The organism is Parvibaculum sp. MBR-TMA-1.3b-4.2 (assembly GCF_053628815.1).
On record NZ_JBRJHC010000001.1, the window covers coordinates 57,300 to 79,205 of the forward strand.

General features: G+C 62.3%; 21 protein-coding genes and 1 riboswitch. Of the genes, 6 read left to right on the forward strand and 15 right to left on the reverse strand.

The genetic code is table 11. The features are described from left to right. Window positions 1-22: 22 nt before the first annotated feature. Complete coding sequence (gene aguB / locus ACSSVQ_RS00350) at window positions 23-895, forward strand: N-carbamoylputrescine amidase (RefSeq protein ID WP_454180359.1); 873 nt, start codon at window positions 23-25, stop codon at window positions 893-895. Window positions 896-910: 15 nt separating this feature from the next. Here aguB and ACSSVQ_RS00355 read toward each other — a convergent pair whose 3' ends face one another. Then, window positions 911-1,627, reverse strand: coding sequence for a GGDEF domain-containing protein (locus ACSSVQ_RS00355; protein WP_454180360.1), 717 nt, complete (start codon window positions 1,625-1,627; stop codon window positions 911-913). Window positions 1,628-1,839: 212 nt separating this feature from the next. Beyond that, window positions 1,840-2,041: riboswitch (cobalamin riboswitch) on the forward strand. A 118-nt stretch (window positions 2,042-2,159) separates the two neighbouring features. On the opposite strand from ACSSVQ_RS00355, the gene ACSSVQ_RS00360 reads away from it, so the two are divergent. Then, the gene (locus ACSSVQ_RS00360; RefSeq protein WP_454180361.1) at window positions 2,160-2,699 is read left to right on the forward strand and encodes a hypothetical protein; all 540 of its coding nucleotides are present in this window, start codon (window positions 2,160-2,162) and stop codon (window positions 2,697-2,699) included. A 33-nt stretch (window positions 2,700-2,732) separates the two neighbouring features. Here ACSSVQ_RS00360 and ACSSVQ_RS00365 read toward each other — a convergent pair whose 3' ends face one another. Next, window positions 2,733-3,698, reverse strand: coding sequence for a 2-hydroxyacid dehydrogenase (locus tag ACSSVQ_RS00365; protein WP_454180362.1), 966 nt, complete (start codon window positions 3,696-3,698; stop codon window positions 2,733-2,735). Window positions 3,699-3,791: 93 nt separating this feature from the next. Between ACSSVQ_RS00365 and ACSSVQ_RS00370 the strand changes: the two genes are divergently transcribed. After that, window positions 3,792-4,619, forward strand: a complete 828-nt coding sequence (locus tag ACSSVQ_RS00370) for an EipB family protein (RefSeq protein ID WP_454180363.1) — start codon at window positions 3,792-3,794, stop codon at window positions 4,617-4,619. 1 nt (window position 4,620) lies between these two features. Here the strand turns inward: ACSSVQ_RS00370 and ACSSVQ_RS00375 are convergent, their stop codons facing one another. The 4 genes from ACSSVQ_RS00375 to ACSSVQ_RS00390 form a co-directional block, all read right to left on the reverse strand. Beyond that, entirely contained in the window at window positions 4,621-5,922 is a 1,302-nt protein-coding gene (locus ACSSVQ_RS00375; protein WP_454180364.1) for a DNA polymerase IV, read from the reverse strand. After that, on the reverse strand, window positions 5,919-6,827 hold the full coding sequence (locus ACSSVQ_RS00380; protein ID WP_454180365.1) for an ROK family protein: 909 nt from the start codon (window positions 6,825-6,827) through the stop codon (window positions 5,919-5,921). The genes ACSSVQ_RS00375 and ACSSVQ_RS00380 overlap by 4 nt, the downstream gene beginning before the upstream one ends. A 61-nt stretch (window positions 6,828-6,888) precedes the next feature. After that, complete coding sequence (locus ACSSVQ_RS00385) at window positions 6,889-7,572, reverse strand: hypothetical protein (RefSeq protein WP_454180366.1); 684 nt, start codon at window positions 7,570-7,572, stop codon at window positions 6,889-6,891. A 9-nt stretch (window positions 7,573-7,581) separates the two neighbouring features. After that, window positions 7,582-7,860 carry a DUF3572 domain-containing protein gene (locus tag ACSSVQ_RS00390; protein WP_293326702.1) on the reverse strand — a complete coding sequence of 93 codons (279 nt, stop codon included), beginning with the start codon at window positions 7,858-7,860 and terminating at the stop codon, window positions 7,582-7,584. 306 nt (window positions 7,861-8,166) lie between these two features. Between ACSSVQ_RS00390 and ACSSVQ_RS00395 the strand changes: the two genes are divergently transcribed. Together ACSSVQ_RS00395 and ACSSVQ_RS00400 are read left to right on the forward strand one after the other, a co-directional pair. Continuing rightward, on the forward strand, window positions 8,167-8,532 hold the full coding sequence (locus tag ACSSVQ_RS00395; protein ID WP_167089572.1) for a response regulator: 366 nt from the start codon (window positions 8,167-8,169) through the stop codon (window positions 8,530-8,532). Window positions 8,533-8,541: 9 nt separating this feature from the next. Continuing rightward, on the forward strand, window positions 8,542-9,915 hold the full coding sequence (locus ACSSVQ_RS00400; protein WP_293326694.1) for a PleD family two-component system response regulator: 1,374 nt from the start codon (window positions 8,542-8,544) through the stop codon (window positions 9,913-9,915). A gap of 488 nt (window positions 9,916-10,403) precedes the next feature. On the opposite strand, the gene ACSSVQ_RS00405 is transcribed toward ACSSVQ_RS00400, so the two are convergent. The 5 genes from ACSSVQ_RS00405 to ACSSVQ_RS00425 all read right to left on the reverse strand — a co-directional run bounded on the left by ACSSVQ_RS00405 (window position 10,404) and on the right by ACSSVQ_RS00425 (window position 14,936). After that, complete coding sequence (locus ACSSVQ_RS00405) at window positions 10,404-11,894, reverse strand: aldehyde dehydrogenase (RefSeq protein ID WP_454180367.1); 1,491 nt, start codon at window positions 11,892-11,894, stop codon at window positions 10,404-10,406. Window positions 11,895-11,948: 54 nt separating this feature from the next. Next, the gene (rpmG, locus tag ACSSVQ_RS00410; RefSeq protein WP_293326688.1) at window positions 11,949-12,116 is read right to left on the reverse strand and encodes a 50S ribosomal protein L33; all 168 of its coding nucleotides are present in this window, start codon (window positions 12,114-12,116) and stop codon (window positions 11,949-11,951) included. A 108-nt stretch (window positions 12,117-12,224) separates the two neighbouring features. Next, entirely contained in the window at window positions 12,225-13,484 is a 1,260-nt protein-coding gene (locus tag ACSSVQ_RS00415; protein WP_454180368.1) for an MFS transporter, read from the reverse strand. Window position 13,485: 1 nt separating this feature from the next. After that, on the reverse strand, window positions 13,486-14,166 hold the full coding sequence (locus ACSSVQ_RS00420; RefSeq protein WP_454180369.1) for an NUDIX hydrolase: 681 nt from the start codon (window positions 14,164-14,166) through the stop codon (window positions 13,486-13,488). A gap of 5 nt (window positions 14,167-14,171) precedes the next feature. Further along, window positions 14,172-14,936 (reverse strand): NUDIX hydrolase, encoded by a 765-nt coding sequence (locus ACSSVQ_RS00425; protein ID WP_454180370.1) that lies wholly within the window; start codon window positions 14,934-14,936, stop codon window positions 14,172-14,174. A 102-nt stretch (window positions 14,937-15,038) separates the two neighbouring features. Here ACSSVQ_RS00425 and ACSSVQ_RS00430 point away from each other — a divergent pair, with 102 nt between their 5' ends. Then, entirely contained in the window at window positions 15,039-15,350 is a 312-nt protein-coding gene (locus ACSSVQ_RS00430; RefSeq protein WP_454180371.1) for a hypothetical protein, read from the forward strand. A 39-nt stretch (window positions 15,351-15,389) separates the two neighbouring features. On the opposite strand, the gene ACSSVQ_RS00435 is transcribed toward ACSSVQ_RS00430, so the two are convergent. The 4 genes from ACSSVQ_RS00435 to topA all read right to left on the reverse strand — a co-directional run bounded on the left by ACSSVQ_RS00435 (window position 15,390) and on the right by topA (window position 21,778). Next, window positions 15,390-16,073, reverse strand: coding sequence for a hypothetical protein (locus tag ACSSVQ_RS00435; protein WP_454180372.1), 684 nt, complete (start codon window positions 16,071-16,073; stop codon window positions 15,390-15,392). Window positions 16,074-16,139: 66 nt separating this feature from the next. Beyond that, window positions 16,140-16,565 (reverse strand): DUF983 domain-containing protein, encoded by a 426-nt coding sequence (locus ACSSVQ_RS00440; RefSeq protein ID WP_454180373.1) that lies wholly within the window; start codon window positions 16,563-16,565, stop codon window positions 16,140-16,142. 123 nt (window positions 16,566-16,688) lie between these two features. Further along, window positions 16,689-19,094: a ribonuclease R gene (gene rnr / locus ACSSVQ_RS00445; RefSeq protein ID WP_454180374.1), complete on the reverse strand. Its 2,406-nt coding sequence runs from the start codon at window positions 19,092-19,094 to the stop codon at window positions 16,689-16,691. Further along, window positions 19,091-21,778, reverse strand: a complete 2,688-nt coding sequence (gene topA / locus ACSSVQ_RS00450) for a type I DNA topoisomerase (RefSeq protein WP_454180375.1) — start codon at window positions 21,776-21,778, stop codon at window positions 19,091-19,093. The genes rnr and topA overlap by 4 nt, the downstream gene beginning before the upstream one ends. Window positions 21,779-21,906: the final 128 nt, after the last annotated feature.

The following is a 21,906-nucleotide window of genomic DNA, read 5'->3' on the forward strand; positions in this document are numbered from 1 at the left end:
TGCCATTCAAGGATGATGCGCCATGCGGGAAGTTACATTCGCGGCCACACAGATGGCCTGCACATGGGCGCGGGACGAAAATGTCGACCGCGCGGTCTCGCTGGTGCGGGAAGCGGCGGAAAAGGGCGCTCAGGCGATCCTCCTGCAGGAACTTTTCGAGACCCCCTATTTCTGCGTAGACCAGAAGCCGGAGCATTTCGAGCTTGCCGCCGAGGCGATGGAGCATGAGCTCATCAAGCGCATGCAGGAGCTGGCAAAGGAACTGAAGGTCGTCCTGCCGCTTTCCTTTTTCGAGCGCGCGCATCATGCCCATTTCAATTCGCTGGTGATGATCGACGCGGACGGCGAGGTGCTGGGCCTTTATCGCAAGAGCCATATTCCGGACGGGCCGGGCTATCAGGAGAAATATTATTTCTCGCCCGGCGATACCGGCTTCAAGGTCTGGGATACGGCCTATGGGCGGTTCGGCGCGGCGATCTGCTGGGATCAGTGGTTTCCGGAGTCGGCCCGCTCCATGGCGGTGCAGGGGGCGGAGGCGCTCTTCTATCCCACGGCGATCGGTTCGGAACCGCCGCCGGCGCCGCCCATCGACTCGCGCGATCACTGGCAGCGTGTCATGCAGGGCCATGCAGCGGCGAATATCGTGCCGCTGGTGGCGTCGAATCGTATCGGGAAGGAAGTCGGCGAGGAATGCGAGCTGACGTTTTACGGCTCGTCTTTCCTGGCCGGTCCGACCGGCGAGATCGTGGCCGAGGCCAGCCGCGACAAGCAGGAAGTCATCACGGCGACATTCGACCTGGACGAAATACGCAAGCGCCGCGTCGGCTGGGGCCTTTTCCGCGACAGGCGGCCGGAGCTCTATCATCCGATATCCGCGCATCACGGAAAGCCGTAAGGCCGGCGTTTTGCGTTACTCGTGCATGGTGAAGGGCACGATGCGCGGGCGCTGTTTCTTGGCGCGGTACATGGCGCGGTCTGCGCGGTCCATGAGGTCGTGACCGTCCGTTTCGCCATGATAGGTCGCCGTGCCAAGACTAGCCCTGACCGGCAGTTCGAGGTTCGAATAGACAGCCTTCAGTGAGTTGATGCCGCGCACGATGTCGCGGGCGCGCTCTCTGGCGGGGCGGATGTCGGCGCGCACGAAGATCAGGGCGAATTCGTCGCCACCCAGACGCGCGGCGAAGTCGGTCGCGCGGACGCTTCGCTTGAGATAGGCCCCCACCGCGCGCAGAACTTCATCGCCTGCCGCATGGCCGTGTTCGTCATTCACCGCCTTGAAGCCGTCAAGGTCGATAAAGGCGAGGACGCCGGTTTCGTGATAGCGCGCCGCGCTCATCAGATTGCGGTGAAGGATGTCCTGGAAGCCGCGCCGGTTGAGAAGGCCGGTCAGTTCGTCGGTCTGGCTCAGCGCTTCCAGCCGGTGGACGCGCTCATTGAGCTCCATAATGCGGTTTTCCGCTTCCCGCGCATAGGCAAGCGCGCGTTCCATCAGATGGCGGTCTGCGCCGCTGGAGGGGCTTGCCGACATCATGTCGTGAAAGCGCGCGGTCAGTGAATCGGATCTTTCGGCCACGACTTCGGGCGCCGCATAGCTTCCCATCGCCCCCAGATGATTTGTTCGTGCCATCTTTGTGTACCCCCAATCAGGTCCCTCGTACCGTTGCCACGGGACCAGTCCTGGATTTCAGCCTGAACGGTAGGAAGCAAGCAGCTTGCCAAGGGTGAAACACGCGGTTTTCTGCGGAAAAGTGTCGGCAAGGTTTCGGTAGGCAGGCAATTGCTGCCGGGTATGGTTCGTCTTGCTGGGAAGTTGTTTCCTTGACACGCGCGTATGGATCGCCACTCTCGGGACGTTACGGCGTTCCGCCTCATGGCGGGACAAGGGAATCCGGTGCGTTTTTCTAGACAAGGCCGGAGCTGCCCCCGCAACTGTAAGCGGTAAGTGATTGCCCATGATTTGCCACTGATGCCGACGCATCGGGAAGGCGGGCCATCGCATCGATCCGTGAGCCAGGAGACCTGCCGTAATCAAGATGATGTTCATTCCTCGGGCGGGGTGCCCCGAAGGCTGACGGCAGGCGGTGCCATCCGTTTTCCTTTCAGGCCTTCATGCATTCCCCCGACGAGAGCCCGGGTGGGGCGGAAAGGAAGACTTAAAGATGAATGATAACCGGCAATGGATTCTGTTCGGTGTCCTTGGCGCGGCGAGCGTGGGGCTGAGCTATGTGTTCACCTGCGCGATACCGTTTGCGGCACTGGCAACAGTCGCCGCCTTGAATATGAACCGCCGCGACGCATTGCTGCTTGTCGGTGCGGCGTGGGGTGTCAATCAGGCCGTCGGTTTCGGCCTTCTCGGCTATCCTCTTGCGACGAGCACGTTTCTTTGGGGCGCTGCGATCGGTGCGGCGGCTCTGTTGGCGACGCTCACCGTCTTCCAGGCACGATCCGTCATCTCGCGCTTCGGCGGCCTCGGCTCTGCGGCGCTTGGACTGATAGCGGCCTTTCTCGCATATGAGGCGGTGCTTTATATGATGGCACTCGCCATGCAATCGGGCTTCGGTGCCTTTACAGGCGAGATCATGCGGGAAATGTTCGCTGTGAACGTACTCGCGCTGGCGGGGCTCGTGGCGCTGCAAAAGATAGCGGCGTACGCCGGGATACAGGGATCCGGGCGCGGAACGCCTCACGCCGCGGGTTAAATCTCGATACAGGCCGGTCGATCTCTCTGTCCGTCAGGCGGTCACGAGATCGCCCGGCTTGTTTTCCTTGAAGAAGGCGTCGAGATTGTCGAGCGCGCGTTCGGCCATGGCGGTTCGGGTGCTCAGTGTCGCGCTGCCGAGATGGGGCAACAGGAAGACATTGCCCAGCTCGAGATATCCCCGGTGGAAATTCGGTTCGTTGTTGAAAACATCGAGGCCCGCCGCCGCCGGTCGTCCGGTCTTCAATCCCGCGATCAACGCCTCGTCATCCACAATGTCGCCGCGCGCCGTGTTCACCAGCACCGCATCGTCCGGTAACAGGGCGAGGCGGTCCGCATTCACCAGCCCGCGTGTTTCGGGCGTGGAGGCGCAGTTGATCGAGAGAACGTCTGCGACCTTGAAAAGCGAGTCCGCCGTTTCATGGAAGATGGCGCCCTCGGCCTCGCCGGGGTCGAGCGGGCGGCGGTTGTGGTAGTGGATTTCCATGCCGAAGGCACGGGCCTTGCGCGCCACCGATTTGCCGATGCGCCCCATGCCGAGGATCGCCATGCGTTTGCCGCTGACCTCGATGCCCAGCATGCCGGTGGGCGACCAGCTCTTCCATTCGCCCTGTCGAAGCATGCGTTCCGCCACGGTGGCGCCGCGCGCCGCGCCCAGCATCAGCAGGATGGCGATTTCGGCGGTTGCCTCGGTCAGCACATCCGGCGTGTTGGTGACGGCGATGCCGCGTGCTTGTGCGGCGGCGATGTCGATATGGTCATAGCCGACCGAGGCGGTGGCGATTATTTTTATCGAGGCGGGCAGGGCGTTTATGGCGGCCGCGTCGAGCCTGTCGGTCACCGTGGGCAAGAGGGCGTCGCAGCCTTGGGCGGCACGGACTAGCTCGTCGGTCGTTATCAGCCGATCGTCCTCGTTGAGGCGGACTTCATAGCTGTCGGCGGCGCGGGCTTGTGCCCGATCGGGCCATTTCCGGGTGATGAGAATTGTCGGGCGAGCCATTGTTCCATCCGCGATCTGCAAACCATAGATGATTGGTGTAGGCTCTCAGGCTGCGCCGGGGCAAGGCCCCGGGCTCTTGCGGGATTGAGATTCATGCACGTCAGACGCTTTCTTTTCGTTGCCGCCCTGGTCGCGGCGGGGCTTGCGGGCCTGGGTCACGGGGCCGGGGCCGCGCCTTTGCAGATGCATCGGGCGATTTACGACCTTTCGCTGCTCAAGGCCGACACGATGAGCGATATCGCCAACGTCTCCGGACGTATGGTGGTGGAGTGGCGGGGCGGGCCGTCCTGCGACGGCTATACCTCGCTCCAGCGGGTCGTTACCGATATGCGCTCCGACGAAGGGCTTTCGCGCAACGATGTCCGCCTGAGCACCTGGGAGGCGCTTGACGGCAAGAGTTTCCGTTATGAACGCCTGACCTATTTCAACGGCCAGCGTTCGGAAAAGGTGAGCGGGCGCGTCAGGAGCGATCCGGCGGCGGATGAGGCGTCGATTGCTATTGACGGCAAGCCGTCCGTGCCGCTTTCCGGCGCGGTTCTGTTTCCTGCCTCGGCGAATATCGCGCTGATCGACGCCGCGCAGGCTGGCGAAAAAATCGTCGCGCAGAAAGTGTTCGACGGGGCGGAAGAGAAGGCGACGCTTTCCACCGCTTTCATCGGCAAGCCCGTTCCGCCCGGCAAGGAAGCCCGGCGGGTCAAGATCCTGAACGCGGAAGCGGGCAAGCAGCTTACGGGGATGAAGGCCTGGCCGATGCGGGTCGCCTATTTCGAGGACGGGCCGGGCGACAGCGAACCGGAATTCCAGATGGCGTTTCGGCTCTTCCCCAATGGCGTGGTGACGAAACTGGAACTCGACTATCCGGATATGTCGCTTGCCGGGCACCTTGTGGGATTGGAATATTTCTCGCCGGGGAGCTGCTGACCTATTTTTTCGGTAGCGTTCGTCCGGAGATGATGGCGTCCTTCCCGAATTTGGCGCGCAGCTTGTCCATCGCGCGTTCAGCATCCGCCCGGCGCATGGAACCGGGGTCGAGCATGTCGGGCGGGTCGGCCAGATCGCCGTCGGTGAGCTGGGAAATGCCTATGCCGATGAGGCGGAACGGGGTTCCGTCCGCTTCGCGCGCAAGCATCGGCGAGGCCGCGCGATAGATGCGGTCGGCAAGCTGGGTGGGGTCGTGCAGCGTCAGGTTGCGGGTGCGCGACTTGAAATCGCCCGTCTTGAGTTTCAGGACGATGGTCGATCCGGCAAGCCCGGCTTCCTTGGCGCGCGCGGAAACCTTCTCGCAGAGCTTCCACAATGTGCGGTCGAGTTCGGCCTTCAATGAAATGTCGGTCTGGAACGTGACCTCGGTCGAAATGCTTTTCGTCTCATGCGATGGCTCGACGATGCGCGCATCCTGCCCGCGCGACAGCCGCCAGAGCCTGCGGCCCATGACGCCGTATCGGGCCATCAGGTCGTTTTCTTCCATATGCTGAAGCTGGCCGATATGGGTGATCCCCTGCGCGGAGAGCTTCGCATTGAGCGATTTGCCGACGCCCCAGATCATCGAGACGGGCTTTTCCGCGAGGAAGGCGATGGTCTCCACCTTGCCGATCACGGAGAAGCCGCGCGGCTTGTCGAGGTCCGAGGCCATCTTGGCAAGGAACTTGTTGTGGCTGAGGCCGATCGAGGCCGTGATGCCGATATCGGTTTCGATCCGCTTCACCAGCTTTGCCGCGCTGATCGCCGGGCTCGCATGGTGAAGGCGTTCGGTGCCGGAGAGGTCGAGAAAGGCCTCGTCGATGGAGACCGGCTCCACGAGAGGAGTCAGGTCGCGCATCAGCGCGCGGACTTCCTTGGCGACAGCGGCATATTTCGCCATGTCGGGCTTCAGCACCACGGCATCGGGGCAGAGGGCTTTTGCCTTGAACATGGGCATGGCTGACCGAACGCCGCGAATACGCGCGATGTAGCAGGCTGTGGAGACGACGCCGCGCTGTCCGCCGCCGATGATGAGCGGCTTGTCGCGCAGCTCCGGGTTATCGCGTTTCTCGACCGCCGCATAGAAGGCGTCGCAATCCATATGCGCGATGGAAAGCGCATGGATCTCGTCATGCCAGACGAGACGCGGCCGATTGCAGGCCGGACAGCGGGTGACGCGGCCTTCCAGCGGCGTGAAGCAGTCCCGGCAGAAACCGGGCGTGCGCTCTTCCTTTTCTTCCTCTCTTTCGGTGTCCGCTGTCATGGTGTTTGATCTTCCGGCCAGAGCCATGCCGCGCCGCGCCCGCCGGAGGCATCTCCATGGCGATGGCACTCGATCCGTGTACGTACCGTATCGGAAAACACATAAGCCGGCAGAAGCTCGGGCAGCAGCGTGTAAAGCGCGCCGATATTCGACATGCCGCCGCCCAGCACCACCATGTCGGGATCGAGAACATTGACGACGGATGCCAGCGCACGGGCGAGGCGGTCGGCATAACGGCGGATCGCGTCGGTGGCGTCCGGGTCGCCTGCCTGCGCCGCGCCGGCGATCTCTTCCGCCGTTGCCGTGCGGCCCGTCTCGCGCTCGAAGGCGGCGGCAAGGCCGGGGCCGCTTGTCCATGTTTCGATGCAGCCTTGCTTGCCGCAATAACAGGGAGGTCCGGGCCGTTCGTCTTCGTGGGGCCAGGGCAGGGGGTTGTGGCCCCATTCCCCGGCAATCGCATTGGGGCCGGAGAGAAGCCTGCCGTCATGCACGATGCCGCCGCCCGTGCCGGTGCCGATGATGACGCCGAACACGGTTCGGCAGCCGGCGCCCGCGCCGTCCTTCGCTTCGGAAAGCGCAAAGCAATCGGCATCATTGGCGAGGCGAACCTCGCGGCCCAGCCGGTCTTCGAGGTCGGGTCCGAAGGGCCGGCCGTTGAGCCAGGTCGAATTGGCGTTTTTCACAAGCCCGCTGGCAGGCGAGATCGCGCCGGGCATGCCGATGCCGACGGAGCAGGTCGCGCCGCATTCGGTTTCGAGATGCTCAACCATGCCGCAAATGGCGCTCAGCGTGTCGTCATAATCGCCTCGGGGTGAGGGGATGCGCCGTCTTGCGCGCACTTTTCTCCCGGCATCGAGAACGATGCCTTCGATCTTCGTTCCTCCGAGGTCGATGCCGATCCGCATGGCGGAGACTCAAAATCCGGTTGTCGTTTGCGAGGGGCAGAATAGCCGCCCGGACGCCCCGTCAGAAGCCTTCCGCCGCCAGCTTCTCTTCGATGAAGGCTTTTGCCGCGTTCCAGTCGGTGGTGTGGAAATGGCTGTCCTTTGCCGGGCCGAGCAGTTTTGCCAGCCTTTCATCCGCAATGAAGTGGATGCGGTGCGAGGGTTCATATGCCTCGGCCACGGAAGAGATGTTGGGCGGCAGGTCGTCGAGAAAGAAGACCGGAGCCTCCACCAGTTCGGCTAGTTTACGGACGGGACCGCCTTTCAGGCCCTGGTTGGCGATCACGGGGTAATCAAGGCCCTGCGCCGACAGATTGTCGATCCGGGTTCTGCGTTGCGTCAGGGGCAGGTTGGACAGCACCACCACCTGGGCGCGCTTCGACAGTTCGGCAAGGGCGTCCGCCGCGCCTTCGACCGCGTCCAGCCGGTGGGTCTCGGTATCGAAGAAACGCTCGAGCAGGGCGGGCATCTCTTTGGGCGGCACGGGCTCGTTCGTGTCGCGATGCTTGATATTGCCGGAGAGGGCGAAACTTTGCAGGTCGATCCAGAGATTATTGGCCTCCAGATAGCGTTCGAGCCCTTTCAGGAACTCCACCAGCACCTCGTCGCAATCGGTGACGATGAGCGGGCGGCCGCGTTCCAGTCGCAGCTCGTCGAGCTGTGCGGGAACGCTTTCATGAAGGGCCAGCGGATCGGGGGAGGTCATGCGGCGGCTTTACGTCCAGTTTACATGCTCGCCGCCGGGCAGGGCATGGCGGGCGGCCAGCGGGGTTTCGGGCGATAGCCTCTCGGCGGCGCAGAAAGCGAGCACGCGTTCGTCTTCCATCAACAGGAAGTCCAGCACGCCGATGAGGAACCCCGGCTCGTTCAGGCGCTCGCGCAACTCGTCCGGCGAGAGGCCGGACTGGGCCAGAAAGGCGCCCATCAGGTCCTGATCCTGCGCAAGGAAGGTGAGCGCCTTGATGGCGATTGTTTCCGCCCTGTCGCGTTTCAACGTGTTTCTCCCTGAATCCCGCTACGACCACTACCTCAGGCGCGCAAATTGCCCGAAACACGAACCCCGTGCGTCATTTTTTTGCATTTTGAACGAGAAAGATCGTCGGCATTAATCTCGAGTTTAGCGTGAATTGCGAATATTGGGGCTCTGGAGGCGATAAGCGCGGTTTTTCCCCGATTCCGGCCATTGATAAAGAGTTGGTTAAGGATGTCATGGGCACTATCGGGATGATCCTGCCAGTGAATCGCGGGGATACCCCCCGCCGGTTTCGAGGTCAATTGGAGTTCCGGAGCGATGGACGCTATGTCGAAGAAAGTCCTGATCGTGGAAGACAACGAGCTGAACATGAAGCTCTTTCACGATTTGCTGGATGCACACGGCTATGAGACGCTGCAGACGCGCGATGGCATCGAAGCGCTCGAAATCGCCAGGGAAAACCGTCCGGACCTGATCCTGATGGACATCCAGCTTCCGGAAGTTTCCGGGCTCGAGGTCACGAAGTGGATCAAGGAAGACGATAGCCTGCGGGCTATCCCAGTCGTCGCCGTCACCGCGTTTGCGATGAAGGGCGATGAAGAAAAGATCCGTGAGGGCGGGTGTGAGGCCTATATCTCCAAACCCATTTCCGTGACCCAGTTTCTGGAGACTGTGAAACGGTTCCTCGGCTGAGGTGATTTCGTGACGGCCCGTATCCTGATAGTCGACGATATTCCGGCAAACCTGAAGCTTCTCGATGCGAAGCTGACCGGCGAATATTTCGAAGTGTTCGCCGCCAGCTCCGGGCCGGAAGCCCTGGAGGCCGTGAAGGAATGCCAGCCGGACATCATCCTGCTCGATGTGATGATGCCGGGCATGGACGGGTTCGAGGTGTGCCGCAGGCTCAAATCCTCGTCCGAGACCGAACATATTCCCGTCATCATGGTCACCGCGCTCGACCAGCCCAAGGATCGTGTCCAGGGGCTGGAGGCGGGGGCCGACGATTTCCTGACCAAGCCGGTCAACGACCTGGCGCTGTTTGCGCGTGTGCGAAGCCTCGTTCGCCTGAAAATGGTGACCGACGAGCTGCGCCTGCGCGATGCGACGGGCCAGCGCATCGGCGCTTTTTCGGCGAAGGAAGGGGCTGACATGCTCCTGAAGGAGCCCGGCCGTTTCCTCGTGATCGACGACCGGCCCTCCTCGTTGCGGCGTATCACCGATACGCTTTCGTCGGAACATACGGTCATGGTGTCCGAGACGCCCGACGAGCTTATCGAGCTTGCCGGTCAGGGCGATTTCGACATGTATATCGTGAGCCTCACGCTGGAGGCGCATGACGGGCTCCGTCTGTGCTCGCAGCTCCGCTCGCTGGAGGCGACGCGGCAGACGCCGATCCTCGTCATCGTCGAGGAAGGCGATACGGCGCGGCTGGTTCGCGCGCTGGATATGGGCGTGAACGATTATCTGGTTCGCCCGGTGGAGCGTAACGAGCTTGTGGCCCGCTGCCGCTCGCAGCTTCGCCGTAAACGCTATCAGGACTTCCTGCGCGACAAGTTCCAGCAGGGCATGGAGCAGGCGGTGACGGACCCGCTGACCGGGCTGCATAACCGCCGGTATATGGAAGGCCATCTGGAATCGCTCGTCGGCGATGCTGCGCATACCGGCAAGCAGGTTTCCCTGCTGATCTTCGACATCGACCATTTCAAGGCCGTCAACGACACCTATGGGCATCCGGCGGGCGATGCCGTGCTGAAGGAGTTCGCCCAGCGGATCGCTCACAATGTCCGCGGTGTGGATCTGTGCTGCCGGCTGGGCGGCGAGGAATTCGTCGTGGTGATGCCCGATACCGATGCGGATTTCGCCAAAGTGGTGGCCGAGCGGCTGAGGGTCTGCATCGCGTCGCGGCCTTTCGCTCTCGATGACGGCAAGACGATGCTCGATGTGACGGTGTCGATCGGCCTTTCGACCACGATCGGGGGCGGGGATAGCCCATCCGGCCTGCTGTCGCGGGCCGATGACTGTCTCTATGAAGCCAAGCGGAGCGGTCGCAACAAGGTTGTCGCGCAAGCGGCCTGACGGAGCGTTACAAAGCGTTTTCTCGCGGAATTGTCCCGAAACCGGCGGATTGAGGGTGCTACTTCAGATTGTGGATGAAGTGGCGTACTCGCGCATTAACCTTAATTCTTTAATATATTTCAAGCGTCTGGCCTCTGACTTTATCGTGTCACTTTATCCTTGTTGAGAAACATGGTAATTTTTGTCTTAACGTGGAATCTCGTTGCCGCACAGTCTTCCGCCCTTGCTGGGGGGTGAGGCGGATAGGCGAACGGTAACGAAACGTGTCCCCGTGGGGTGCTCAGGTCCGCCGCATCTCCTGGGTCCGCGGGGCACGGCCGGTCGGGGCGTGGTAATGGAGTGGCCTCCTCTGATACCCGCATTATTTCCCGGCCGGCCACCCCCCCCGGGGGTGGTGGCGGTAGAGAGGCGTCAGGCGCGAAAATGACGAAAGGCCGGTCCATCAGGACCGGCCTTTGTCATGTCGGCTTCCCGCTTGCGGCGCGGGGTCAGCTCAGCTTGATGTAGGTGGTCTTGAGTTGGGTGTACTTGTCGTAGGCGTGAAGCGACTTGTCCCGCCCGATGCCCGACTGCTTATAGCCGCCAAAGGGAACCGTGATGTCGCCGCCGTCGGTGTCGTTCACATTCACCGTGCCGGCCTTCAGCCTGCGCGCAACCTTGTGGGCGCGGTTGAGATCGTCGGTCCAGAGGCAGGCCTGCAGGCCGTAGATCGTGTCATTGGCGATGCGGACCGCTTCCTCTTCGTCCCTGAAGGTGATGGTGGAGAGGACGGGGCCGAAGATTTCCTCCTGCGCGATGCGCATGGAGTTGTCCACCTTGTCGAAGATGGTCGGCTCGACATAGGCGCCACCGGTGTTCTGGCGCACCTGCTTGCCGCCCTGTACCAGGCTTGCGCCTTCTTTCTCGCCGATCTCGATATAGCTCTTCACGCGCTCCATCTGGTCTACATCGACCATGGACCCCATCAGCGTTGCGGGATCGAGCGGATCGCCCGGCTGCATGGTTTCGGCGACCTTCTTCACCTTCTCCACGAACTCGTCATGGATGTCCTCCTGTACGAGGAGGCGGGTGGAGGCGACGCAAACCTGGCCGGTATTGAAGAACACGCCCATGCCGGAGCCCATGGCGGCGGCATCGAGGTCCTTGCAGTCGTTGAAGACGATGTTGGGCGTCTTGCCGCCGCATTCGAGGCTTATGTGCTTCATGTTGCTGTCGGCAGCGTATTTCAGGAAGTATTTGCCGACTTCGGTCGAGCCGGTGAAGGCGACCATATCGACATCCATATGGAGACCGAGCGCCTGACCGGCCTTTTCGCCGAAGCCCGGTACGACGTTGAAGACGCCGTCGGGGATGCCTGCTTCCGCTGCGATCTCGGCAAGGCGGAGCGCGGAAAGCGGCGACTGCTCGGCCGGCTTCATGATGATGGAATTGCCCGCGGCGAGCGCCGGGCCGAATTTCCAGGCGCCCATGAGGAGAGGGAAGTTCCACGGCACCACGGTGGCGACGACACCCAGCGGTTCGCGCGTGATCATGCCGATCGCATCGCGGCCTGTCGGCGCGATCTCGTCATAGATCTTGTCGATCGCTTCGGCATACCACTGCACGGTGGACACGACGCCGTCGATATCCACGCTTTGCGCAAAGGTGATCGGCTTGCCCATGTCGAGCGTTTCGAGGAGCGCCAGTTCCTCGCGATGGTCGGCAATGGCGGCGGCAAAACGCAGCAATGCTTGCTTGCGGTCGCGCGGGTCCATTTCCGACCAGACACCGCTTTCGAAGGCGGCCCGCGCGGCTTTCACCGCAGCGTCCACATCTTCCTTGTCGCAGGATGCCACGCTGGTCAGCACGGCGCCGTCGATGGGGCTTACGCAATCGAAGGTTTCGCCGGAGACGGCAGGCACGTATTTGCCGCCAATGAAAGCCTGGTTGCGGTAGCTGAGGGAGGATGCCTGATTACGATACTGTTCGGCGGTCGCCATGGGAGGTCTCCAGAGAGCACAAAGAAAAAGAGCAGGCCGTGGCCTGCTCTGATCTTATTTGATTTTGGTCTCTTTGAACTCGACGTGTTTTCGAACGACGGGGTCGTATTTGCGGACCGTCATCTTCTCGGTCATCGTGCGGCTGTTCTTCTTGGCAACGTAGAAGTAGCCCGTATCCGCCGTGCTCTCGAGCTTGATCTTGATCGTGGTCGGCTTCGCCATGGCGCGAAATCCCTGTGGTTGCGCGGGGTTTAGGGACCCTCGCGGATGGTCGTCTCGCAATCTAAGGATGTGCGTGTTGGCGGGAGACTACTCGTGCGCCCTGTGAAGTCAAGAGCCTGATTTTCCGGGGGTTTCGCTCTCAAATCCCGTATCGGCGGGGCCTTTGGGGCCGGTGAAATAGCGCCAGCCCGCCACAAGCAGGTACAGCCCGCAAATCGCCCCTATGGCGACGACCAGGCCATGCGGGTTCCACAGCTCCATTGCATAGCCCGAAACGGGCGGTCCGGCGAGCGCGCCCACCGAATACATGATGACGAAGGCGCCATTGGCGCTGGCAAGGTCGGCGCCCCGGAATCGCTCGCCGAGCAGGGTAAGGCCCACCGTGTAGAGCCCCACCACCACGCCGCCAAAGACGAAAAGCGTCGGCGCGAAGGTCCAGATCGAGCCGGAAACGGCCGGAATGGCCAGGGCGCCGATCATGCCCACGCCGGCGCAGACCATGAGGACGAACCGGCGGTCGGCCCGGTCGGCCCAATAGCCGATGGGGATCTGGAAAAGGATATTGCCGGCCGCGAAGATCGACAGCACGAAGGCCGCCGATTGTTCCGTCATGCCGATGCGCACGGCATAGACGGGAAGAAGGTTGAAGACATCCGTCTCCGTCGCGCCATAGACGAGGCCTGCCAGCGTGGCGGCGGGCGCCACCAGCACGAAGCTCAAAAGACCCCGGCTCGGCCTTTCCGTCAGGCGCGGGGCGAGGCCGCGCCCGAAGAAGACCAACGGGATCCCGGCGGCAAGAATGATGAGCGAGATGGTGACGAAGGGGGTTGCGCCTTGCGTGCCCACAAGCGCCAGCAGGATCGGGCCGGAGGCGAAGCCCGCGGAAAGCACCGTGCCGTAAATGCCGATCATGCGGCCGCGCGCCTTTTCGTCGGCCAGCGAATTGACCCAGAACTCGCTCACCACGAAAAGGCCGGTGAGGCCGATGCCGTTCACGAAGCGAATGGCGAACCAGAGCCAGACATTGGGGAAGATATAATAGCTCGGCATGGCCAGGCCGCAGATGACGATGCACCCCAGCAAGAAGGGAATGATCGGAACGCGCTGCAGAATGGCCGGAATGAAGGGCGTGAAAGCGAGCGTCGCCAGGGCGGGCATGGCGGTATTGGCGCCGATCAACGTGCTGGAAAGCCCTTCGCGCTCCATCATCAGCGCAAGAAGGGGGATCGAGACACCCAGCCCCATGCCCACGACCGAAATGCAGGCGATGACGGCGATGAGGCTGTTCCGCCTCTGACGGGGCGTCAGTTCGCCCTGCCGCATCCCGGGCGGCACTTCCATGGTCAATGTCTGCTGGGTGTCTTCCATTTTACTTCCGCAAAAGCGGCCGCCCGTTCCTGTAGGCAAAGAGCGGAACCGGTCTGTCGCCCGATGCCTGTTCGGGCATGCCGCCTTGTACCTCATGAAGTACGAATTCGGTGACATCTATAACCGGCAGCTTCAGCGCTTGCGACAGGGGATACCAGTCGAGGTCTTCCAGTTCGCCGCTGCCGCGCAATTCGCCCGTCGCGATTCCGGCGGGTGCGGCATAGAAGCGGGCGTGAAAGCGGATCGGGCTTTCGGTGGGCGTGATGGCGCGGGCGACGAAGCGCAGCGGCGCAAGATGCGGGGCAAGCCCCTGGTCGCGGAAAGGCGACCAGGCGTCGCCCGATGCCTCGCCGACATCGCCGGGCGCGGCGATCAGCAGGCCGGTTTCCTCCATGGTCTCGCGAATGGCGGCCATGGCAAGCGCTTCGGCCCGGCGGCTCAGTGCCGGGGTCTGCGCGATCTGGGCTTTCATTTCAGCGTCGAACGCGGTCGCCGGTTTCGCTTTCTCGTCCGTGGCGTCGAGCTTGCCGCCGGGGAAGACGAAAGCGTCCGGTACGAAAGACATTTTCGAATGACGGCGGCCCATCAGGATGCACGGTTCCTCGCCCGACCGGTCGATCAGGACGAGGCTGGCGGCATCGCGCGGGCGCACCGCGCGGGTTTTGGGGGCGGCATGCTGCAACAGGCTCAGTCCTTGATTTCGTCGCGGATGGCAGAGCCGTTGCGGAAGTGAATGAAGGGGACGGGCCTGCGCGCCTGGGCGGCTCGGTTCTGCTTCAGGCGTTCCTCGATTTCGTCCAGCACCACGCGGGTGATGTTGGGCAGGTCGAGATCGCGCGCATCGTCGAGCGTCAGCCAGTGCAGGCCCTGCAATTCGCCGGAGCCGGCGACGGCGAGCGGGTCGCCCTGAATATGTTCGGCATCGGCGATGAAAAAGCGTGTGTCGAAGCGGCGCGTGCGATAGGGCGGGGTGATGGCGCGGGCGACGAAGTCGAGCCGTCCGAGCGCGGGCGCCACGCCTTGTGCGAAATAGGCCGCCCAGTCTTCATGCTTGCTCGACATGGCGTCGCGCACGGGCTTGCCGAGGACGAGGCCGGTTTCCTCGAAGGTTTCGCGGATGGCAGCCATGGCAAGCGCGCGGGCGCGGTTTTCGCTGGGCGTGCCGCGCATGCGGGTCATCAGTCGCCGCGTGACCACGGGCCGCAAGTCTTCGGCTGCGCGCACGCGGCTGTCGGCCCGGTCCACGCGTCCGCCGGGAAAGACGAACTTGTTCGGCATGAATTTGTGATTCTCATGCCGCTGCCCCATCAGAACCTTGGGCCGGCTTGCATCATTGTTGACGATGATGAGGGTCGCGGCATCGCGCGGCCGCACGGCGCGCGTCGCGCCGTCCCGATATTCCTGACCGCGCGATTGTTTGGGGTCAAAGGTGGTCTGTGGCGCCTCGCTCATATTTTCGTCCCTGATTTTTTATGATTGCTGTTGAGAACAGGATGCATGGGGCTCAATACGCTGTCCAGTTCCACGCCCGGACTGTAGGATTCCGCTGCGACGATGGACGAGAAGCAGGAACAGCTCATGTTGTCAGGAACAATTGAAGAAACAGCCCATCAGGCGGAGGAAATTCTTCGCTCCATTGCAGAAGAGACGTATTGCGTCCCGCAGGAATGGGACAATCGCATCGATTGTCTGGTTAAGCTTCCCGACGGACGCGTCTTTGGCGAGATGGTCTCTTTGCGAGATGCAAATGAGAAGCGGATCCGGGAGGCAGGAGAGAGGTTAAAGAGAAAGGCACGGGGAGAAGACGTCATCCTGGTCAACGAGTTGCGGTCGCCCATTCGGATTATGCCTTCTCCCACAAGCTAGTCTCCACCGTTAGAACTCAAGTCGCGTCCTCGGTCGAGGTTATCGCGTTGGCTGGGGCGGGTACGCCTCAAGAAGGTGTTCGATCGGTGTCTTTCCGTTAGTCAGGTAGGGCCGCTTCACGGGGCGACAATTCGGGACATAGGCTGAGACAGCATCCTTGGCGAGAGGCCTTTTTACCTCGTCTGTGCGGGCGAGCTGGAAGACGTCACCTTCGACGGAATCGACCGTAGACATGCTCGCTGACTGCACCGCGCCGCACTCGAATCCACTACCGGTATGTCCGGTAAGCGGGTTCACGCTCGCACCTTCATAGGCAAAACAAACCTTCGTGAAACCGCCCTCCTGCTCGATTTTCCATCGGCCGTGAAGAACTCGACTGTTGCCCGGATACCAGAGGTGCGCTTCACCATCTGCAGAAGTGTATTCGATCTGTGTCCCATGGGTGTCCGAACTGACTTGGGTCTTGTCAGCGAACATCGTACGGGCTTCATCAACGGGTATTTCAGCGAGCGCGCGGAAGAGGTCCATGCCGTTGTACTGGGCCATGTCGAATTGGCCCGTCGTACAATCGTGGTTCATTACCGCCTCTCGGATGGCCTTAAGTTCTTCAGGCGAGGCTGGTTGTTTGGCGGCGACTTCACTTGAGCCAACTGAGATACAGAAGATCGCAAGCAGGCAAAGCCAAGCTTCGGACGCAACGCGCCCGGCATTTAAGACAGTCATTTTCTCCCCCCTAAAGTAGAACTGCGATTTTGCGGTCAATCGGGGAGAGGGGCAAGAAGATTGAGGCTAGTTCGGGGTGGTGCCGCGTTCCGCGTCGGGATTGCCGAAACCGTGCATGCGGGCGGCCCATTGCCAGCCTACAATGCCGCCTTTCAGGCGCGGTAGAAGCCAGAGCGACAGGAGCAGGGTGAGGGCCGGCCACAGCGCCATATGCACCCAGATCGGCGGCAGATATTCGAGCTCCAGCCAAAGCATCAGCGGCACGATGATGTGGCCCACGATCATGATCGTGAAATAGGGCGGGGCGTCGTCGGCCTGATGATAATGCAGCGCTTCCCCGCAATCCGGGCAGTGATCGGACACTTTCAGGAACTTGTAGAACATGTGGCCCTTGCCACAGGCCGGACAGCGCATGCTCAGACCGCGCAGAATCGCCTCTTTGGCGGGGCGCGGCGCATTTTCGTCTTGCTGGTAGATTTCGGGCCGGGACATGTCCAAGGGCGCACTCATTTCGTTCACGCGGCTAAACGCCACGAATTTGGAGACTCAAGTCCTACTAAAATGGTGGGTAAAGCCCCGGGGCGGAATGTGGCAGGTTGCCGCGCTTGATTTGGTTTAACGACGGCGCCCTTTTCCGGGGCTTCCCGTCTTGCGCTTGCCTTTCGGCTTGGCGCCGGATTTCTGCGGGCCCCTGCGCCGAGACGTGCCCGGTCGCCCGCGGCCGGATGCATTGCGGCGCCCGGTAGAGCCGCCGGTACTGCCGCCGTCGAGCAGTTCGAAGCGCATACCGCCGGTAATGGGAGCGGCTTCGGCGAGCTTCACGCGCACCGCTTCGCCCAGGCGGTAGGTGGTGCGGCTGCGTTCGCCCACCAGCGCATGTCCGACTTCGTCGTGATGGAAATATTCCGCGCCGAGCGTGGCGATGGGAACAATGCCGTCCGCGCCATTATCGTCGAGCTTCACGAAGAGGCCGAAGCGCGTCACGCCCGAAATATGGCCTTTGAACTCCGCGCCGATCCGCGATTCGAGATATTGCGCGATGAAGCGGTCCTTGCTGTCGCGTTCGGCCATCATGGAGCGGCGCTCGGTCATCGAGATATGGGTCGCGATCTCTTCCAGCCCGCGTTCTTCCTCTTCCGGCTGGCCGTCCTTCTTCACATCGGGGCCGAGGTTCAGCGAGGCGATGAGCGCACGGTGAACGGTCAAGTCCGCATAGCGGCGGATGGGCGAGGTAAAATGCGCATAGCGGCGCAGATTGAGCCCGAAATGGCCGATATTGTCCGGCGAGTAGATGGCCTGGGCCTGGGAGCGAAGGATGACCTCGCTCACCATGCGGTCGTGCTCGGTATCGTGGACCTGTTTCAGGATGCGGTTGAAATTCTGTGGACGGACGACCTCGCCCTTGGAAAAGCTGATGTCGAGCGTATCGAGAAATTCCGCCAGCGCCATGATGCGTTCGCGGCTCGGGCCGTCATGCACGCGGTAAATGACGCGCTTGCGCTTGTCCTCCACCGATTCCGCCGCGCAGACATTCGCCTGGATCATGCACTCCTCGATCAGGCGCATGCTCTCGAAGCGTTCATATTCCTTCACCTGCACGACCTTGCCGTTGTCGTCGAAGCCGATGCGGTATTCGGGCAGATCCAGCTCCAGGGGCCCGCGCTGTTCGCGGCCTTTCAGCATGGTCTGATAGGCGTTCCAGAGCGGCTGCAAAACGGTGTCGAGCAGCGGACCGGTCTTGTCGTCCGGCTTGCCGTCGATGGCTTCCTGCATCTGGCGATAGGTGAGGCTCGCCGCCGACTTCATCAGGCCGCGAATGAATTCGTGACCGATCTTGGTGCCGTGCCGGTCGAAGGTCATGCGCACGGCGATGCAGGCGCGATCTTCCTTTTCCCGCAGCGAGCAGAGATCGTTTGAAATCCGCTCCGGCAGCATGGGGACCACGCGGTCGGGGAAATAGGTGGAGTTGCCGCGCTTCTTGGCTTCCTCGTCCATCGGTTCGCCGGGGCGCACATAGGCGGCCACATCGGCGATGGCGACGATGACGATATGCCCGCCCTCGTTTTTCGGATTGTCGTCGGGCATCGCCCAGACGGCGTCGTCATGGTCGCGCGCATCGGCGGGGTCGATGGTGACGAGCGGAATGTCGCGCAGATCCTCCCGGCCCTTGAGGCCGCGATGACGCATCCGGGCGGCGGATTTCACCACCTCTTCGGGGAAGGCGTCGGGAATGCCATGCGCATGGATGGCGATGAGACTAACGACGCGCGGGTCATCGCGATTGCCGAGCACCTCGATCACGCGGGCGCGCGGTCGGCCATGCTGTTTGCCCGGAATGGTTTCACCCATGACGAGATCGCCGTCTCCGGCATCGCCCGCATCGCCTCTTCCAACTTCGAATTCGTGCCGGGTCTTCTTGTCCACGGGCAGGATGCGTCCGCCGCGCGCATCGGCTTTGAAGACGCCGAGCACGCGTTCCGCGCCCTTGCCGACGCGTTTGATGACGCGCGCCTCATAGGGGTAGGTGTCGGGCTCGTCCGTGTTTTGCGCAATGCGCGCCAGCACGCGGTCGCCGACGCCCGTGGGGGCGTCTCCGGCATAGCGTTTGCCGCGTCTTTTTTCCGGCACGATGACGATAAGGGGCGCAGGCTCTTCGCCGCTCCAGTTGAGCGGCTTGGCGATCAGATCGCCATCCATGTCGGTATGGGTGACTTCCAGCACGGTGACGGCGGGCAGTTCGCCCGGGCGGCGCAGCTTCTTGCCGCCATCCTTTTCCAGCAGGCCCTCCGCTTCCAGCTCGCGCAGCATGCGCTTCAGCGGAATGCGGTCTGAGCCCTTGATGTTGAAGGCGCGGGCGATTTCGCGCTTGCCGATATTGCCTTCGGTCTCGGAGATGAATGCCAGGACCCGCTCACGGCTGGGCAGACCTCCGGCGCTGTCATCTTTCGCCTGTCCGGCGGAGGGTTTCGCCTTGCCGGCAGGGGCTTTCTTGGGTCTCGGCGGCGTCTTGCGCGCGGTCACTCAGTTTCGGCCTTTGCGGAATCTGTTTTGCTGGCCGCCGGCTTTTTCTTCACAGCCGGCTTCTTTGCGGGCGCTTTCTTCTTCGCCGGCGCCTTTTTGGCGGCAGGCTTCTTTGCTGCGGGCTTTTTCGCAGCGGCTTTCGTTGTCGTCTTCTTGGCGGCGGCTTTCTTCTTGCCCTTGGCGGGAACCTTCTCTGCGATGAGTTCAAGCGCCTGCTCGAAGGTCACCGCGTCATGATCGGCCCCCTTGGGCAGCGTCACATTGGCGGTGCCATAGCGGATATAGGGGCCGTATTTGCCCTCGCGAAGCTGCACCGGCTTTTTCGTGTCCGGATGCTCGCCCAGCTCTTTCAGGATCTTGCCCGCGCGCTTTTCCGCCCGTTCGATCTTTTCCGCCAGCACGGTGAGTGCGCGGTTGAGGCCGATGGTGAAGAGTTCTTCCGGGTCCTTGATATTGGCGTAGGTGCCGTCGTGATAGATGTAGGGACCGAAGCGGCCGAGGCCAGCCGTCACTTTCTTGCCGGTCTCCGGGTGCAGGCCGATCTCGCGGGGCAGGGTGAGCAGCTTCAGCGCCTTTTCAAGGTCCACATCGGCGGCGGCAAGCCCGTTGGGCAGGCCGGAGCGTTTCGGCTTTTCGCCTTCTTCCAGCGGCGCGCGCTCCACGTAAGGACCGAAGCGCCCGGATTTCAGCGTGATTTCCGCGCCCGTATCCGGGTCTTCGCCCAGCACGCGGTCGCCGGTCGCCGCGGCGCTATCCGCGTCGAGCGCGGCTGTCAGCGGGCGGGTGAAGCGGCATTCGGGATAGTTGGAGCAGCCCACAAAGGCGCCGAACTTTCCGACCTTGAGCGAGAGGCGCCCGTTTTCGCAGGTGGGGCATTTGCGCGGGTCCGATCCGTCTTCCTTTTCGGGGAAGACATGCGGCGCCAGCACTTCGTTCAGCCGGTCCAGCACTTCGGTGATGCGCAGATCCGCGATGTCCTCGACAGTGCCGGTGAAGCCCTTCCAGAAGTCGCGCAGCAGCTCCTTCCAGTCGAGTTCGCCCGCCGACACCTTGTCGAGCTTTTCTTCCAGATCGGCGGTGAAGCCGTATTCGACATAGCGCTCGAAGAAGTTTTCGAGGAAGGCCGTCACCAGCCGTCCCTTGTCGTCGGGGACGAGGCGGTTCTTGTCCATCGTCACATAGCCGCGGTCGCGCAGCGTTTGCAGCGTCGAGGCATAGGTGGAGGGACGGCCGATGCCGAGTTCTTCCATGCGCTTCACGAGCGTCGCTTCGGTGAAGCGGGGCGGCGGCTCGGTGAAATGCTGGTCGGGACGCACATTCACGAGGCTGGGCTTGTCGCCCTTGGCCATTTTCGGCAGGCGGTTGCTGTCCTCGCCATCGCCTGCATCGTCGTCCCGGCCTTCCTGATAAAGGCGCAGGAAGCCGTCGAAGATGATGACGGAGCCCGTCGCGCGCATGCCGATGGGGGCGTCGTTCGCCTCGATCTCGATTGTGGTGCGTTCGAGCTGCACGCTCTCCATCTGGCTGGCGACCGTGCGGTTCCAGACAAGTTCGTAGAGGCGGCGCTGATCGTCGTCGAGCACATGGGCGACCTGTTTGGGCAGGCGCGACAGCTCGGTCGGACGAATGGCTTCATGCGCTTCCTGCGCATTCTTGGCCTTGGTCTTGTAGACGCGGGGCCCGTCCGGCAGATAGGTCTCGCCGAATTCGTTATTGATGACGGTGCGTGTCGCCGCGATCGCCTCATCGGCGATCTGCACGCCGTCGGTACGCATATAGGTGATGAGACCGGTGGTCTCGCCGTCAAGTTCCACGCCTTCATAAAGCCGCTGAGCGACCTGCATGGTGCGGCTCGCGGAAAAGCCCAGCTTGCGCGAGGCTTCCTGCTGCAGGGTGGAGGTCGTGAAGGGCGGGTTCGGATTGCGCCTGGTCGGCTTGCTTTCGACCGAGGTGACCGTGAATTTCGAGTCGCGGATGCGCGCCTCGATGTCCTTCGCGGATTTCTCGTCGGGAATGGCGAATTTGTCGAGCTTCTTGCCGTCGAGCTGCGTCAGGCGGGCAATGAAGCTTTGAGACTTCTCGGTCTGGAAATCGGTTTCGACGGTCCAGTATTCCTGGGCGCGGAAGGATTCGATTTCGAGCTCGCGGTCGCAGACCAGACGCAGCGCGACCGATTGCACGCGCCCCGCCGAACGCGAGCCCGGCAGTTTGCGCCAAAGCACCGGCGACAGCGTGAACCCGACGAGATAGTCGAGGGCGCGGCGGGCGAGATAGGCGTCGATCAGTTCCTTGTCGAGGTCGCGCGGATGCTTCATCGCTTCCGTCACGGACTGCTTGGTGATCGCGTTGAAGACCACGCGGCTCACGTTCTTGTCGCCGAGCGCCTTTTTGTCGCGGAGTACTTCCAGCACATGCCAGGAAATGGCCTCGCCTTCGCGGTCGGGGTCGGTTGCGAGGATCAGGCCGTCGGCGTCCTTCACGGCCTTCACGATGTCGTTCAGCCGTTTCTGGGACTTGGCATCCACATCCCAGTGCATGGTGAAGTCTTCGTCAGGCTGCACGGAGCCGTCCTTGGACGGCAGGTCCCGCACATGGCCGTAGGAGGCCATGACTTTATAGTCCTTGCCCAAATACTTGTTGATGGTTTTCGCCTTGGCTGGCGATTCTACTATGACGACATCCATCTAGGGCTCGAATGCTCTCCTGTGGGGGACAAGAAACTTTGCCGGCCTGTCCGCTCGTATTCCGGTGATCCGACTGGTGATCCGGGGGCGACCTTGCGCCGACGCGGGACAATGCGGAAAAGCCCGTG

What these genes read in the sequence shown, in the direction of transcription:
- aguB (WP_454180359.1), top strand. Translation starts at nt 23, where the DNA reads ATGCGGGAAGTTACATTCGCGGCCACACAGATGGCCTGCACATGGGCG.
- ACSSVQ_RS00355 (WP_454180360.1), bottom strand. Translation starts at nt 1,627, where the DNA reads ATGGCACGAACAAATCATCTGGGGGCGATGGGAAGCTATGCGGCGCCC.
- ACSSVQ_RS00360 (WP_454180361.1), top strand. Translation starts at nt 2,160, where the DNA reads ATGAATGATAACCGGCAATGGATTCTGTTCGGTGTCCTTGGCGCGGCG.
- ACSSVQ_RS00365 (WP_454180362.1), bottom strand. Translation starts at nt 3,698, where the DNA reads ATGGCTCGCCCGACAATTCTCATCACCCGGAAATGGCCCGATCGGGCA.
- ACSSVQ_RS00370 (WP_454180363.1), top strand. Translation starts at nt 3,792, where the DNA reads ATGCACGTCAGACGCTTTCTTTTCGTTGCCGCCCTGGTCGCGGCGGGG.
- ACSSVQ_RS00375 (WP_454180364.1), bottom strand. Translation starts at nt 5,922, where the DNA reads ATGACAGCGGACACCGAAAGAGAGGAAGAAAAGGAAGAGCGCACGCCC.
- ACSSVQ_RS00380 (WP_454180365.1), bottom strand. Translation starts at nt 6,827, where the DNA reads ATGCGGATCGGCATCGACCTCGGAGGAACGAAGATCGAAGGCATCGTT.
- ACSSVQ_RS00385 (WP_454180366.1), bottom strand. Translation starts at nt 7,572, where the DNA reads ATGACCTCCCCCGATCCGCTGGCCCTTCATGAAAGCGTTCCCGCACAG.
- ACSSVQ_RS00395 (WP_167089572.1), top strand. Translation starts at nt 8,167, where the DNA reads ATGTCGAAGAAAGTCCTGATCGTGGAAGACAACGAGCTGAACATGAAG.
- ACSSVQ_RS00405 (WP_454180367.1), bottom strand. Translation starts at nt 11,894, where the DNA reads ATGGCGACCGCCGAACAGTATCGTAATCAGGCATCCTCCCTCAGCTAC.
- rpmG (WP_293326688.1), bottom strand. Translation starts at nt 12,116, where the DNA reads ATGGCGAAGCCGACCACGATCAAGATCAAGCTCGAGAGCACGGCGGAT.
- ACSSVQ_RS00415 (WP_454180368.1), bottom strand. Translation starts at nt 13,484, where the DNA reads ATGGAAGACACCCAGCAGACATTGACCATGGAAGTGCCGCCCGGGATG.
- ACSSVQ_RS00425 (WP_454180370.1), bottom strand. Translation starts at nt 14,936, where the DNA reads ATGAGCGAGGCGCCACAGACCACCTTTGACCCCAAACAATCGCGCGGT.
- ACSSVQ_RS00430 (WP_454180371.1), top strand. Translation starts at nt 15,039, where the DNA reads ATGGACGAGAAGCAGGAACAGCTCATGTTGTCAGGAACAATTGAAGAA.
- ACSSVQ_RS00435 (WP_454180372.1), bottom strand. Translation starts at nt 16,073, where the DNA reads ATGACTGTCTTAAATGCCGGGCGCGTTGCGTCCGAAGCTTGGCTTTGC.
- ACSSVQ_RS00440 (WP_454180373.1), bottom strand. Translation starts at nt 16,565, where the DNA reads ATGTCCCGGCCCGAAATCTACCAGCAAGACGAAAATGCGCCGCGCCCC.
- topA (WP_454180375.1), bottom strand. Translation starts at nt 21,778, where the DNA reads ATGGATGTCGTCATAGTAGAATCGCCAGCCAAGGCGAAAACCATCAAC.